Here is a 13,094-nt window from a genome sequence, read left to right on the forward strand (position 1 = left end):
GCGGCAGGCCAGGGGGCCGGTCGTGCTCGTGCGCAGTCACGGCGATCCGGCCGGCTCCTGCCGGTCGGCGGCCCCGCCACCCGCCTGATCACGGCCACCACCGACGCCGAGGTGATCGCCGCCGTCCGCGAGGCCGACGAGACCGCCACCCCGCTGCTGATCATCGGCGGCGGCAGCAACCTCGTCATCTCCGACAAGGGCTTCGAGGGCACGGCCCTGCGCATCGCGACCACCGGCTTCGCCCTCGACGGCACCACCCTGGAGCTGGCCGCCGGCGAGAACTGGTCCGACGCCGTCGCCCGCACCGTCGAGGCCGGCCTCGCCGGCATCGAATGCCTCGCCGGCATCCCCGGCTCCGCCGGCGCCACCCCCATCCAGAACGTCGGCGCCTACGGCCAGGACGTAGCCCAGACGATCACCGAGGTGGTCGCCTACGACCGCCGCACCGGCGAGACGGTGACCCTCACCAACGCCGACTGCGCCTTCTCCTACCGGCACAGCCGCTTCAAGCAGGACCCTTCCCGCTACGTCGTCCTCCGCGTCCGCTTCGAGCTGGAGGACGCGGACGGCCTGTCCGCGCCCATCCGCTACCCGGAGACCGCCCGCGCCCTCGGCGTCGAGGCGGGCGACCGCGTCCCCGCGGACCAGGCCCGTGAGACGGTCCTCAAGCTGCGGGCCGGCAAGGGCATGGTCCTCGACCCGGAGGACCACGACACGTGGTCGGCGGGCTCGTTCTTCTGCAACCCGATCCTGACCGAGGCGGAGCACGCGGCGTTCCTGGCCCGCGCCGCGGAGCGGCTCGGGCCGGACGTGGTGCCGCCGGCGTACCCCGCGGGCGACGGGCACGTGAAGACGTCCGCGGCCTGGCTGATCGACAAGGCGGGCTTCACGAAGGGGTACGGGGCGGGCCCGGCGCGCATCTCCACCAAGCACACGCTCGCCCTCACGAACCGCGGCTCGGCGAGCACCGAGGACCTCCTCGCCCTCGCCCGCGAGGTCCGTGCCGGGGTGCACGAGGCGTTCGGCGTGACCTTGGTCAACGAGCCGGTCACCGTCGGGGTGACGCTGTAAGGACCGGCGCCTCAGCCGGCCAGCCACCCGTCGATGCCCCGCAGCAACCCCGCCCGCACAAGCTCAGGCGCAGCCGACCCCCGTACCGACTGCCGCGCCAGTTCCGCCAGCTCCGCGTCGGTGAAGCCGTGGTGCTCCCGCGCGAGCTCGTACTGGGCGGCGAGCCGCGAGCCGAAGAGCAGGGGGTCGTCCGCGCCGAGCGCTATCGGCACGCCGGCGTCCCAGAGCGTGCGCAGCGGTACGTCGCCGGCCTTCTCGTAGACGCCGAGGGCGACGTTGGAGGACGGGCAGACCTCGCAGGTCACCCCCCGCTCCGCGAGCTTCCGCATCAGCCGCGGGTCCTCCGCGGCCCGCACGCCGTGCCCGACGCGCGATGCGTGCAGGTCGTCCAGGCAGTCCCGCACACTGCTGGGCCCGGACAGTTCGCCGCCGTGCGGCGCGGCGAGCAGCCCGCCCTCCCGCGCGATCTCGAAGGCGCGGTCGAAGTCGCGCGCGAGCCCGCGCCGCTCGTCGTTGGAGAGCCCGAACCCGACCACGCCCCGGTCGGCGTACCGCACGGCGAGCCGCGCCAGCGTGCGGGCGTCCAGCGGGTGCTTCATGCGGTTGGCGGCGACGAGCACGCGCATCCCCAGCCCGGTCTCCTTCGAAGCGGTCTCGACCGCATCCAGGATGATCTCCAGGGCGGGGATGAGCCCGCCCAGCCGAGGGGCGTAGGACGTCGGGTCGACCTGGATCTCCAGCCACCCCGACCCGTCCCGGACGTCCTCCTCCGCGGCCTCCCGCACGAGCCGCTGAATGTCCTCCGGCGTCCGCAGGCAGGACCGCGCGATGTCGTACAGCCGCTGGAAGCGGAACCAGCCCCGCTCGTCCGTGGCCCGCAACTTCGGCGGTTCGCCGCTGCTCAGCGCTTCCGGGAGGTGCACGCCGTACTTGTCGGCGAGCTCCAGCAGGGTGGACGGCCGCATCGACCCGGTGAAGTGCAGGTGCAGATGGGCTTTCGGCAGCAGTCGGACGTCGCGAACACTCTCCATCCCAGGATCTTGCCGTACGCGCAAGACAACCGGAAGAGACTTTCCCTGAACGGGCGCCGCCCCGAAAAAGAAACCGAAAACGAACCCGAAAACGAACACGGGCCCCCGGCACAAGACCGGGAGCCCGTACGCGGCGAGCCGCAGGCGCCTGCGGCTCTGCCTACGCCTTGGCCTCCGCCAGCAGCTTCTGGATGCGCGACACGCCCTCGACGAGGTCCTCGTCGCCCAGCGCGTACGACAGCCGCAGGTAACCCGGGGTCCCGAAGGCCTCGCCCGGCACCACCGCGACCTCGACCTCCTCCAGGATCAGCGCGGCGAGCTCCACGGACGTGGCGGGCCGCTTGCCGCGGATCTCCTTGCCGAGGAGGGCCTTCACCGACGGGTAGGCGTAGAACGCGCCCTCGGGCTCGGGGCAGTAGACGCCCTCGATCTCGTTGAGCATGCGCACGATCGTGCGGCGCCGCCGGTCGAAGGCGACCTTCATCTCGTCGACGGCGGCCAGGTCGCCCTCGACCGCCGCGATCGCCGCCCGCTGTGCGACGTTGGACACATTCGACGTGGCGTGCGACTGCAGGTTCGTCGCGGCCTTGATGACGTCCTGCGGGGCGATGACCCAGCCGACCCGCCAGCCGGTCATGGCGTAGGTCTTGGCGACGCCGTTGACGACGATGCACTTGTCGCGCAGCTCGGGCACGACCACGGGCAGGGAGGAGAACTCGGCGTCGCCGTAGACGAGGTGCTCGTAGATCTCGTCGGTCAGCACCCACAGCCCGTGCTCCGCGGCCCAGCGGCCGACGGCCTCGACCTGCTCGCGCGAGTAGACGGCGCCGGTCGGGTTGGAGGGGGAGACGAAGAGCAGGACCTTGGTGCGCTCGGTGCGGGCGGCCTCCAGCTGCTCCACGGAGACGCGGTAACCGGTGGTCTCGTCGGCCACGACGTCGACCGGGACGCCTCCGGCGAGCCGGATGGACTCGGGGTACGTGGTCCAGTACGGCGCCGGGACGATGACCTCGTCGCCCGGGTCGAGGATCGCGGCGAACGCCTCGTAGATGGCCTGCTTGCCGCCGTTGGTGACCAGTACCTGCGAGGCCTCGACCTGGTAGCCGGAGTCGCGCAGCGTCTTGGCGGCGATGGCGGCCTTCAGCTCGGGGAGGCCGCCGGCGGGCGTGTAGCGGTGGTTCTTCGGGTCGCGGCAGGCCTCGACGGCGGCCTCGACGATGTAGCCGGGCGTGGGGAAGTCGGGCTCGCCGGCGCCGAAGCCGATCACCGGGCGACCGGCGGCCTTGAGGGCCTTGGCCTTGGCGTCGACGGCGAGCGTCGCGGACTCGGAGATCGATCCGATGCGGGTCGACACCCGGCGCTCGGTGGGGGACTGGACGGTGGGCTCGGAAGGAGTCGCAGCGGTCATGGGGGCATCGTTGCAGACGGGGGACGAAGCGGGCGCACACGTTTCACGCGGGGCCCGGAACCCCCTCCCGGAACGCCTCCCGAACCCCCTCCCGGAACGAGTCGCGGCACAAGCTGTTCGACGCACGCCCCAAGACCACGTACACTCATCCGTCGTTGGCCCTCACCGGCCGCAACCCGGCTCCGCACACACCGTGCGGTCGCTCGGATGCGGTACGTTGGGGGAACCACAAAGGGTCGTAGCTCAATTGGTAGAGCACTGGTCTCCAAAACCAGCGGTTGGGGGTTCAAGTCCCTTCGGCCCTGCTACACGCATCGTCACCAGGGTGCGTGCGTGCGTACGTACTGAAATGCACCGCCGTGCGGCTCAACCGGGCGCGGCACGGCTCACGACCCGGATTCAGGTGAGGACGTAGTGACGGAAGCCCTTGGCTCCACCGCGACGCCTGAGAGCGGTCGTCCCGAGGACGAGGTGGCCGCCAGGAAGGGCCGCCGTGGCGGGAAGCGCGGGAAGAAGGGCCCCTTCGGCCGCCTCGCGCTGTTCTACCGCCAGATCGTCGCCGAGCTCCGCAAGGTCGTCTGGCCCACCCGGGGCCAGCTGTCGACGTACACCACTGTGGTGATCGTCTTTGTCGTCATCGTCATTGGCCTGGTCACCGTGATTGACTATGGGTTCACCAACGCCGTCAAGTACGTCTTCGGCTGAATCCGCGGGTAGGGCGGCTGCCATGAGGCGGGCCGCCCCTTTCGCACGTTCCACCCCTTGTAGCCAGGAAGAAGCAGCCACGTGTCTGACCCGAACCTGAACGACGCCGTCGAGCCCGTCGAGGCGGCAGAGGCCGACGTGGACGCCGCCGCCTCGGCCGAGGTCGAGGGCGACGACACCGCGCAGGAGATCGTCGAGGGCGCCGACGCCGGCGACGAGCTCGACGCCGAAGAGGCCGCTGCGGGCGAGCCGGCCGAGGAGGCCGCCCTCCACGTCGAGTCCGACGAGGACGCGGCCGAAGAGGCTGCCGCCGAGGCGGAAGAGGCCGAGGAAGAGCCCGCCGTCGACCCGATCGCGGCCCTGCGCGACGAGCTGCGCGGCCTGCCCGGCGAGTGGTACGTCATCCACACCTACGCCGGTTACGAGAACCGCGTGAAGACCAACCTCGAGCAGCGCGCCGTCTCGCTCAACGTCGAGGACTACATCTTCCAGGCCGAGGTGCCGCAGGAAGAGGTCGTCCAGATCAAGAACGGCGACCGCCGCACCGTCCGCCAGAACAAGCTCCCGGGCTACGTCCTGGTGCGCATGGACCTGACGAACGAGTCCTGGGGCGTCGTCCGCAACACCCCGGGTGTCACCGGCTTCGTCGGCAACGCCTACGACCCCTACCCGCTGACGCTGGACGAGATCGTCAAGATGCTCGCCCCGGAGGCCGAGGAGAAGGCCGCCCGCGAGGCCGCCGAGGCCGAGGGCAAGCCGGCGCCGCAGCGCAAGGTCGAGGTCCAGGTGCTGGACTTCGAGGTGGGCGACTCGGTCACCGTCACCGACGGCCCGTTCGCGACCCTGCAGGCCACGATCAACGAGATCAACGCCGACTCGAAGAAGGTCAAGGGCCTCGTCGAGATCTTCGGTCGCGAGACCCCGGTCGAGCTGAGCTTCGACCAGATCCAGAAGAACTGACGCCTTCGGGCCTCTTCTGAACAAACGCCTACCGAACAGGTCAGACGGGCTGATAAAGCCGGTCTGACCTGCTCGGTTTTTGGCCGCAGCATGTTACCCGTTATCGTGGTGCGGTATGCCTGCGCGCACTGTGCGCAGGCAAAAAAACTCTCACTAGGACCCGGAGAGAGCAATGCCTCCCAAGAAGAAGAAGGTCACGGGGCTTATCAAGCTCCAGATCCAGGCCGGTGCCGCCAACCCGGCTCCGCCGGTCGGCCCCGCGCTGGGTCAGCACGGCGTCAACATCATGGAGTTCTGCAAGGCCTACAACGCCGCGACCGAGTCGCAGCGTGGCATGGTCGTGCCGGTGGAGATCACGGTCTACGAGGACCGTTCCTTCACCTTCGTGACCAAGACTCCGCCGGCCGCGAAGCTGATCCTCAAGGCCGCGGGCGTGGACAAGGGCTCGGGCGAGCCGCACAAGACCAAGGTCGCCAAGATCACCGAGGCGCAGGTCCGTGAGATCGCCACGACCAAGATGCCCGACCTGAACGCCAACGACCTGGACGCCGCGTCGAAGATCATCGCCGGCACCGCCCGTTCCATGGGCATCACGGTCGAGGGCTGACCTCCACCCCCCTGGCAGTACCCGTGGGAGGGCCAGCGCCGGCCCGTACCACGACTCCAATCACCACTGAGGAGTTTCAGTGAAGCGCAGCAAGACTCTTCGCAACGTGGACGCGAAGATCGACCGGGAGCGTCTGTACGCCCCGCTCGAGGCCGTCCGCCTGGCGAAGGAGACCTCCGCCATCAAGTTCGACGCGACCGTCGAGGTTGCCTTCCGCCTGGGTGTCGACCCGCGCAAGGCCGACCAGATGGTCCGCGGCACCGTGAACCTCCCGCACGGCACCGGTAAGACCGCCCGGGTCCTGGTCTTCGCGACCGGCGACCGTGCCGAGGCCGCGCGTGCCGCCGGCGCCGACATCGTCGGTGCCGACGAGCTGATCGACGAGGTCGCGAAGGGCCGTCTGGACTTCGACGCCGTCGTCGCCACCCCGGACCTCATGGGCAAGGTCGGCCGCCTCGGCCGCGTGCTCGGTCCCCGTGGTCTGATGCCGAACCCGAAGACCGGCACCGTCACCCCGGACACGGCCAAGGCCGTGACCGACATCAAGGGCGGCAAGATCGAGTTCCGCGTCGACAAGCACTCGAACCTGCACTTCATCATCGGCAAGGTCTCCTTCGACGAGACCAAGCTGGTGGAGAACTACGCCGCCGCGCTCGAGGAGATCACCCGCCTCAAGCCGTCCGCCGCGAAGGGCCGCTACATCAAGAAGGCGACCCTGACCACCACCATGGGCGCCGGCATCCCGCTGGACCCGAACCGCACCCGCAACCTCCTCGTCGAGGACGAGACCGTCTGATCCTGACCGGATCACGACGCCTCTGCGCGTAAGCGAACGAGCAGGCCCCGCATCTCCTGGGAGATGCGGGGCCTGCTCGCGTTTTTCACGTCTTCGATGCGGTTGTCCGGGGTATGCGCCGGTGAGGTGAACTAACGTTCACATTGATCGCTTTTGAGCAGAGGGGGGCAAGGACATGCACGAGTCCACCTGGAAGCGCCTGGGCCTGTCCGTGACGGCCGTGGCCCTGCTGGGCGGCGTCGCGGCCTGCGGCGGCGGCGAGAAGGACGACAAGGGCGCCTCAGGGGCCTCCACCAAGGCGGAGAAGCCGGCGGCGGCGGGAGCGGCCACGAAGGCCGTTGACGCGGCCTTCAGGAAGACGCAGTCGGTGAAGTCGGCCAAGTTCAGGATGACCATGAAGTTGCCGGGCCTCGGGGACCGGCCCCTGGCCCTGGAGTCCTCCGGCGTCATGGGCTGGGACCCCACCGTCGTGGACCAGCGCATGACGGGGCTGCCCGGGAAGGACGGCGCTCCCGGCGAGAGCCGCGTCATCACGATCGGCAGCACCACGTACACCGACGTGGGCCCGGAGGCCGCCGCCAAGAACGACGGCAAGCGCTGGCTGAAGGTCGACCTCGTGGAGGTGGCCAAGGAGTCCGGCGGCGACGCCAAGGCCCTCCAGCAGCTCATGGGCGGCGGTCAGAACCAGAGCCAGGACCCGGCCAAGCAGATGGCGCTCCTCAAGGAGTCGCCGAACGTGAAGCTGGTCGGTGAGGAGAGCGTCGACGGGAAGCAGGCCCGGCACTACAAGGGCACGCTCACCGCGGACGAGGCCGTGAAGTCCAGCAAGAGCCTCGAAGGCCTCGGGGAGAAGGACCGGCAGCAGCTGCTGGACTCCATCAAGCAGGCCGGGATCACGCAGTACGACATGGACGTCTGGGTGAACTCCGACGACCTCCCCGTGAAGCTGATCATGAACATGGACACGGCCAAGGGCCGGATGGAGATCACGCAGAACCTCTCCGACTTCGGCACGAAGGCCGACGTCCAGGCGCCGCCGGCGGACCGGACGGTGGACCTGCTGGACAGGCTCAGGAAGATGAAGGAGAGCGGCGGGGTTCCCTCGCTGTCGTCCTGATGCCCAAGGGGCAGTCCTCACCTGCGGCGAAACCTCGCCCGGGGGCCGATTTGCTTCCGGGCGCCCCCTTCACGTACCTTCTTCCAGAAGCCAAAGACCGCTGGTCGTTGCTGTGCCTCCGTTCCGGAGGTGTGGTGGCCGAAGGATCCGCTAGCTGCGGGCGACCTGCGCAGGTGATTTGAGGAAGCACTCCCGCAACGACTTCGGGTCGAAGCGGTCGAGTTACGCCCCGAGCACCTGTGCCGGGGCGTTTCGTTTTGCCCAGGTCCCTTCGCATAGCGGTCCCGAATCACCCGGAAGGAGGCCGAGGCTCATGGCGACGTCCGCCAAGGCTGCTGCGGTTGCCGAGCTGACGGACAAGTTCCGTAGCTCGAATGCCGCTGTGCTGACCGAGTACCGCGGTCTCACCGTGGCGCAGCTCAAGACGCTGCGTCGTTCGCTCGGTGAGAACGCCCAGTACGCCGTGGTGAAGAACACGCTGACCCAGATCGCGGCCCGTGAGGCCGGGATCACGCTGGAGGACCAGCTCTTCGCTGGCCCGACGGCCGTTGCCTTCGTCACCGGTGACCCGGTGGAGTCGGCGAAGGGTCTCCGTGACTTCGCCAAGGAGAACCCGAACCTCATCATCAAGGGCGGTGTCCTTGACGGTAAGGCGCTCTCCGCTGATGAGATCAAGAAGCTTGCGGACCTCGAGTCCCGCGAGGTTCTGCTCAGCAAGCTGGCCGGTGCCATGAAGGGCAAGCAGTCCCAGGCTGCCTCGCTCTTCCAGGCGCTGCCGACGAAGCTCGTCCGCACTGCGGACGCGCTGCGCGCCAAGCTCGCCGAGCAGGGCGGTGCCGAGTAATTCGGCTCGCGCATTGATCGGTGCCACCCGGCACCGGTCGCAGCGGGCCGTCTTCGAAAGAACTGCCGTCTAGGCAGACGCCCGCCGACATGTACATCCCGGCACCTGCCGATTTAGTGGAAGGACCGCCATCATGGCGAAGCTGACCCAGGACGAGCTGCTCGCGCAGTTCGAGGAGATGACCCTCATCGAGCTCGCGGGCTTCGTGTCCGCGTTCGAGGAGAAGTTCGACGTCACCGCCGCCGCTGCCGCGCCGGTCATGGTCGCCGGTGCCGCTGGTGGCGCCGCTGCCGCCGAGGTCGAGGAGAAGGACGAGTTCGACGTCATCCTCACCGCCGCCGGTGACAAGAAGATCCAGGTCATCAAGGTCGTCCGTGAGCTGACCTCCCTGGGCCTGAAGGAGGCCAAGGACCTCGTCGACGGCACCCCGAAGCCGGTCCTCGAGAAGGTCGCCAAGGACGCCGCGGAGAAGGCCGCCGAGGCCCTCAAGGGCGCCGGCGCCTCCGTCGAGGTCAAGTGACCTCGCGAGTCGTCTGACTCTTCCCGCCGGCGTTAGCCGGTAGCCAAAGGGCGATCACCCATGCGGGTGGTCGCCCTTCGGCGTTTCCCCGGACGGCTGCGCGGAGCACGTCCCGGGGGCGAGTATGGTGATCTTCGTTGCCCTCCCGGAGGGGTCGTGGGCCTTGACGAACGCGACGGGGCGCGCAATTCTCAGGACGCGTCGCCACATCGGTCCACCGTCCGAGGCATGGATCGAAGGCGAACTGGGAAGTCTTGCGTCAGGCGATGCCTGCAGGCGTCCGCCGCACAGCGAGGGACAACAGGATCCCGGAGGGAGAGATTGGTATCGCACCGGTCTCCGCATATCCGCTCTGGACATCAGTGGGCCAAGTGGCTACACTGACCCTTTGCGCTGCCTGTTAGCTGCTCCCTGCCCGTCACCAGGGGCATGCCCACTATCGAGCACAGCCGATGGAAACCCGCTGACCTGGGATTTCTTTCGATGCACGGAGTGGGGCCGGTACGCGCGTAGTGAGTCCGAGCCCTCGGAAGGACCCCCTCTTGGCCGCCTCGCGCAACGCCTCGACTGCCAATACGAACAACGGCGCCAGCACCGCCCCGCTGCGCATCTCTTTTGCGAAGATCAAGGAGCCCCTCGAGGTTCCGAACCTCCTTGCGCTGCAGACCGAGAGCTTCGACTGGCTGCTCGGCAATGCCGCCTGGAAGGCTCGCGTCGAGGCTGCGCTGGAGTCTGGTCAGGACGTCCCCACCAAGTCCGGTCTGGAGGAGATCTTCGAGGAGATCTCCCCGATCGAGGACTTCTCCGGGTCGATGTCGCTGACTTTCCGCGACCACCGTTTCGAGCCCCCGAAGAACTCGATCGACGAGTGCAAGGAGCGCGACTTCACGTACGCGGCCCCGCTCTTCGTCACGGCCGAGTTCACGAACAACGAGACCGGTGAGATCAAGTCTCAGACGGTCTTCATGGGCGACTTCCCGCTCATGACCAACAAGGGCACCTTCTGCATCAACGGCACCGAGCGTGTCGTCGTCTCGCAGCTGGTTCGCTCCCCCGGCGTCTACTTCGACTCCTCCATCGACAAGACGTCCGACAAGGACATCTTCACGGCCAAGATCATCCCGTCCCGGGGTGCCTGGCTGGAGATGGAGGTCGACAAGCGCGACATGGTCGGTGTCCGCATCGACCGCAAGCGCAAGCAGTCCGTGACCGTCCTCCTCAAGGCCCTCGGTTGGACGACCGAGCAGATCCTCGAGGAGTTCGGCGAGTACGAGTCCATGCGCGCCACCCTGGAGAAGGACCACACCCAGGGCCAGGACGACGCGCTGCTCGACATCTACCGCAAGCTGCGTCCGGGCGAGCCGCCGACCCGCGAGGCCGCGCAGACGCTGCTCGAGAACCTCTACTTCAACCCGAAGCGCTACGACCTCGCGAAGGTCGGCCGCTACAAGGTGAACAAGAAGCTCGGCGCGGACGCCCCCCTCGACGCCGGCGTGCTCACGGTCGACGACGTCATCGCGACGATCAAGTACCTGGTCAAGCTGCACGCGGGCGAGCTGGAGACGGTCGGCGAGAACGGCACCTCGATCGTCGTCGAGACCGACGACATCGACCACTTCGGCAACCGTCGTCTGCGCAACGTCGGCGAGCTCATCCAGAACCAGGTCCGCACGGGTCTGGCTCGTATGGAGCGCGTCGTCCGCGAGCGCATGACCACGCAGGACGTCGAGGCGATCACGCCGCAGACCCTGATCAACATCCGGCCGGTCGTCGCCTCCATCAAGGAGTTCTTCGGCACCAGCCAGCTGTCCCAGTTCATGGACCAGACCAACCCGCTGTCGGGTCTGACCCACAAGCGCCGTCTGTCGGCGCTGGGCCCGGGTGGTCTCTCCCGTGAGCGGGCCGGCTTCGAGGTCCGTGACGTTCACCCGTCGCACTACGGCCGCATGTGCCCGATCGAGACGCCCGAAGGCCCGAACATCGGTCTGATCGGCTCGCTCGCCTCCTACGGCCGCGTCAACGCGTTCGGCTTCGTGGAGACCCCGTACCGCAAGGTCGTCGAGGGTGTCGTCACGGACGAGGTCGACTACCTGACTGCCGACGAGGAAGACCGCTTCGTCATCGCCCAGGCGAACGCCGCCCTCACCGAGGACATGCGCTTCGCCGAGGCCCGCGTGCTGGTCCGCCGCCGTGGCGGCGAGATCGACTACATCGCCGGCGACGACGTCGACTACATGGACGTCTCCCCGCGCCAGATGGTGTCGGTCGCGACCGCCATGATCCCGTTCCTCGAGCACGACGACGCCAACCGCGCGCTCATGGGATCGAACATGATGCGCCAGGCCGTCCCGCTGATCAAGGCCGAGGCGCCGCTGGTCGGCACCGGCATGGAGTACCGCTGCGCGGTCGACGCCGGTGACGTCATCAAGGCCGAGAAGGACGGTGTCGTCCAGGAGGTCTCCGCCGACTACGTCACGGTGGCCAACGACGACGGCACGTACAACACCTACCGGGTCGCGAAGTTCTCGCGCTCCAACCAGGGCACGTCCTTCAACCAGAAGGTCGTCGTCGACGAGGGCGCTCGCGTCATCGCCGGCCAGGTGCTCGCCGACGGCCCGTCCACCGAGAACGGTGAGATGGCGCTCGGCAAGAACCTGCTCGTGGCGTTCATGCCGTGGGAGGGTCACAACTACGAGGACGCGATCATCCTGTCGCAGCGCCTCGTCCAGGACGACGTCCTCTCCTCGATCCACATCGAGGAGCACGAGGTCGACGCCCGTGACACCAAGCTCGGCCCGGAGGAGATCACCCGGGACATCCCGAACGTCTCCGAGGAGGTCCTCGCCGACCTCGACGAGCGCGGCATCATCCGCATCGGTGCCGAGGTCGTCGCCGGCGACATCCTGGTCGGCAAGGTCACCCCGAAGGGCGAGACCGAGCTGACCCCGGAGGAGCGCCTGCTCCGCGCGATCTTCGGTGAGAAGGCCCGTGAGGTCCGCGACACCTCGCTGAAGGTCCCGCACGGCGAGATCGGCAAGGTCATCGGCGTCCGCGTCTTCGACCGCGAGGAGGGGGACGAGCTTCCCCCGGGCGTGAACCAGCTGGTCCGCGTCTACGTCGCCCAGAAGCGCAAGATCACCGACGGTGACAAGCTCGCCGGCCGCCACGGCAACAAGGGTGTCATCTCCAAGATCCTCCCGGTCGAGGACATGCCGTTCCTCGAGGACGGCACCCCGGTCGACATCATCCTCAACCCGCTCGGTGTCCCGTCCCGAATGAACCCGGGACAGGTCCTCGAGATCCACCTCGGCTGGCTCGCCAGCCGCGGCTGGAAGGTCGAGGGCGACGAGGACTGGATGAAGCGCCTGCAGGCCATCGGCGCCGACGACGTCGCGCCGGGCACCAACGTCGCGACCCCGGTCTTCGACGGCGCCCGCGAGGACGAGATCGCCGGTCTCTTCGAGTCCACGATCCCGAACCGCGACGGCGAGCGCATGGTGCTCCCCTCCGGTAAGGCCCGGATGTTCGACGGCCGCTCCGGCGAGCCGTTCCCGGACCCGATCTCCGTCGGGTACATGTACATCCTCAAGCTGCACCACCTGGTCGACGACAAGCTGCACGCCCGCTCGACCGGCCCGTACTCCATGATCACCCAGCAGCCGCTGGGTGGTAAGGCTCAGTTCGGTGGCCAGCGCTTCGGTGAGATGGAGGTGTGGGCGCTCGAGGCATACGGCGCCGCCTACGCCCTCCAGGAGCTGCTGACCATCAAGTCCGACGACGTGACCGGCCGCGTGAAGGTCTACGAGGCCATCGTCAAGGGCGAGAACATCCCCGAGCCCGGCATTCCCGAGTCCTTCAAGGTGCTCATCAAGGAAATGCAGTCCCTGTGCCTCAACGTGGAGGTGCTGTCCTCGGACGGCATGTCCATCGAGATGCGCGACACGGACGAGGACGTCTTCCGCGCTGCGGAAGAGCTCGGAATCGACCTGTCCCGGCGCGAGCCGAGCAGCGTCGAAGAGGTCTGACGGGTCTGAC

At 68.3% G+C, this 13,094-nt stretch carries 11 protein-coding genes and 1 tRNA gene; 10 read left to right on the plus strand and 2 right to left on the minus strand.

Annotation, left to right across the window (positions count from 1 at the left end; all coding sequences use genetic code 11):
• Positions 1-57 precede the first annotated feature (57 nt).
• Positions 58-1,071, plus strand: coding sequence for a UDP-N-acetylmuramate dehydrogenase (locus ACSNOG_RS16250; RefSeq protein WP_436753384.1), 1,014 nt, complete (start codon positions 58-60; stop codon positions 1,069-1,071).
• 11 nt (positions 1,072-1,082) lie between these two features.
• Here ACSNOG_RS16250 and ACSNOG_RS16255 read toward each other — a convergent pair whose 3' ends face one another.
• Both ACSNOG_RS16255 and ACSNOG_RS16260 read right to left on the minus strand, forming a co-directional pair.
• The gene (locus ACSNOG_RS16255; protein WP_436753369.1) at positions 1,083-2,102 is read right to left on the minus strand and encodes an adenosine deaminase; all 1,020 of its coding nucleotides are present in this window, start codon (positions 2,100-2,102) and stop codon (positions 1,083-1,085) included.
• A 160-nt stretch (positions 2,103-2,262) separates the two neighbouring features.
• Positions 2,263-3,510 (minus strand): pyridoxal phosphate-dependent aminotransferase, encoded by a 1,248-nt coding sequence (locus ACSNOG_RS16260; RefSeq protein ID WP_436753370.1) that lies wholly within the window; start codon positions 3,508-3,510, stop codon positions 2,263-2,265.
• 232 nt (positions 3,511-3,742) lie between these two features.
• Between ACSNOG_RS16260 and ACSNOG_RS16265 the strand changes: the two genes are divergently transcribed.
• The 9 genes from ACSNOG_RS16265 (at position 3,743) to rpoB (ending at position 13,084) form a co-directional block, all read left to right on the plus strand.
• Positions 3,743-3,815: transfer RNA gene (locus ACSNOG_RS16265), tRNA-Trp, on the plus strand.
• A gap of 109 nt (positions 3,816-3,924) precedes the next feature.
• Complete coding sequence (secE, locus tag ACSNOG_RS16270) at positions 3,925-4,215, plus strand: preprotein translocase subunit SecE (protein WP_106677933.1); 291 nt, start codon at positions 3,925-3,927, stop codon at positions 4,213-4,215.
• A gap of 81 nt (positions 4,216-4,296) precedes the next feature.
• Positions 4,297-5,175 carry a transcription termination/antitermination protein NusG gene (gene nusG / locus ACSNOG_RS16275; RefSeq protein WP_436753371.1) on the plus strand — a complete coding sequence of 293 codons (879 nt, stop codon included), beginning with the start codon at positions 4,297-4,299 and terminating at the stop codon, positions 5,173-5,175.
• A 172-nt stretch (positions 5,176-5,347) separates the two neighbouring features.
• On the plus strand, positions 5,348-5,782 hold the full coding sequence (gene rplK / locus ACSNOG_RS16280) for a 50S ribosomal protein L11 (protein ID WP_436753372.1): 435 nt from the start codon (positions 5,348-5,350) through the stop codon (positions 5,780-5,782).
• A gap of 79 nt (positions 5,783-5,861) precedes the next feature.
• Complete coding sequence (gene rplA, locus ACSNOG_RS16285; protein WP_436753373.1) at positions 5,862-6,578, plus strand: 50S ribosomal protein L1; 717 nt, start codon at positions 5,862-5,864, stop codon at positions 6,576-6,578.
• A gap of 175 nt (positions 6,579-6,753) precedes the next feature.
• The gene (locus tag ACSNOG_RS16290) at positions 6,754-7,695 is read left to right on the plus strand and encodes a hypothetical protein (RefSeq protein ID WP_436753374.1); all 942 of its coding nucleotides are present in this window, start codon (positions 6,754-6,756) and stop codon (positions 7,693-7,695) included.
• Between the two features lie 313 nt (positions 7,696-8,008).
• Positions 8,009-8,539, plus strand: a complete 531-nt coding sequence (gene rplJ, locus ACSNOG_RS16295) for a 50S ribosomal protein L10 (protein WP_058046835.1) — start codon at positions 8,009-8,011, stop codon at positions 8,537-8,539.
• A gap of 133 nt (positions 8,540-8,672) precedes the next feature.
• Positions 8,673-9,059 (plus strand): 50S ribosomal protein L7/L12, encoded by a 387-nt coding sequence (rplL, locus tag ACSNOG_RS16300; protein WP_436753375.1) that lies wholly within the window; start codon positions 8,673-8,675, stop codon positions 9,057-9,059.
• Between the two features lie 542 nt (positions 9,060-9,601).
• Positions 9,602-13,084, plus strand: a complete 3,483-nt coding sequence (rpoB, locus tag ACSNOG_RS16305) for a DNA-directed RNA polymerase subunit beta (RefSeq protein ID WP_436753376.1) — start codon at positions 9,602-9,604, stop codon at positions 13,082-13,084.
• The last annotated feature ends 10 nt before the right edge of the window (positions 13,085-13,094 follow it).

The organism is Streptomyces sp. URMC 124, from assembly GCF_051386455.1.
GTDB lineage: Bacteria > Actinomycetota > Actinomycetes > Streptomycetales > Streptomycetaceae > Streptomyces.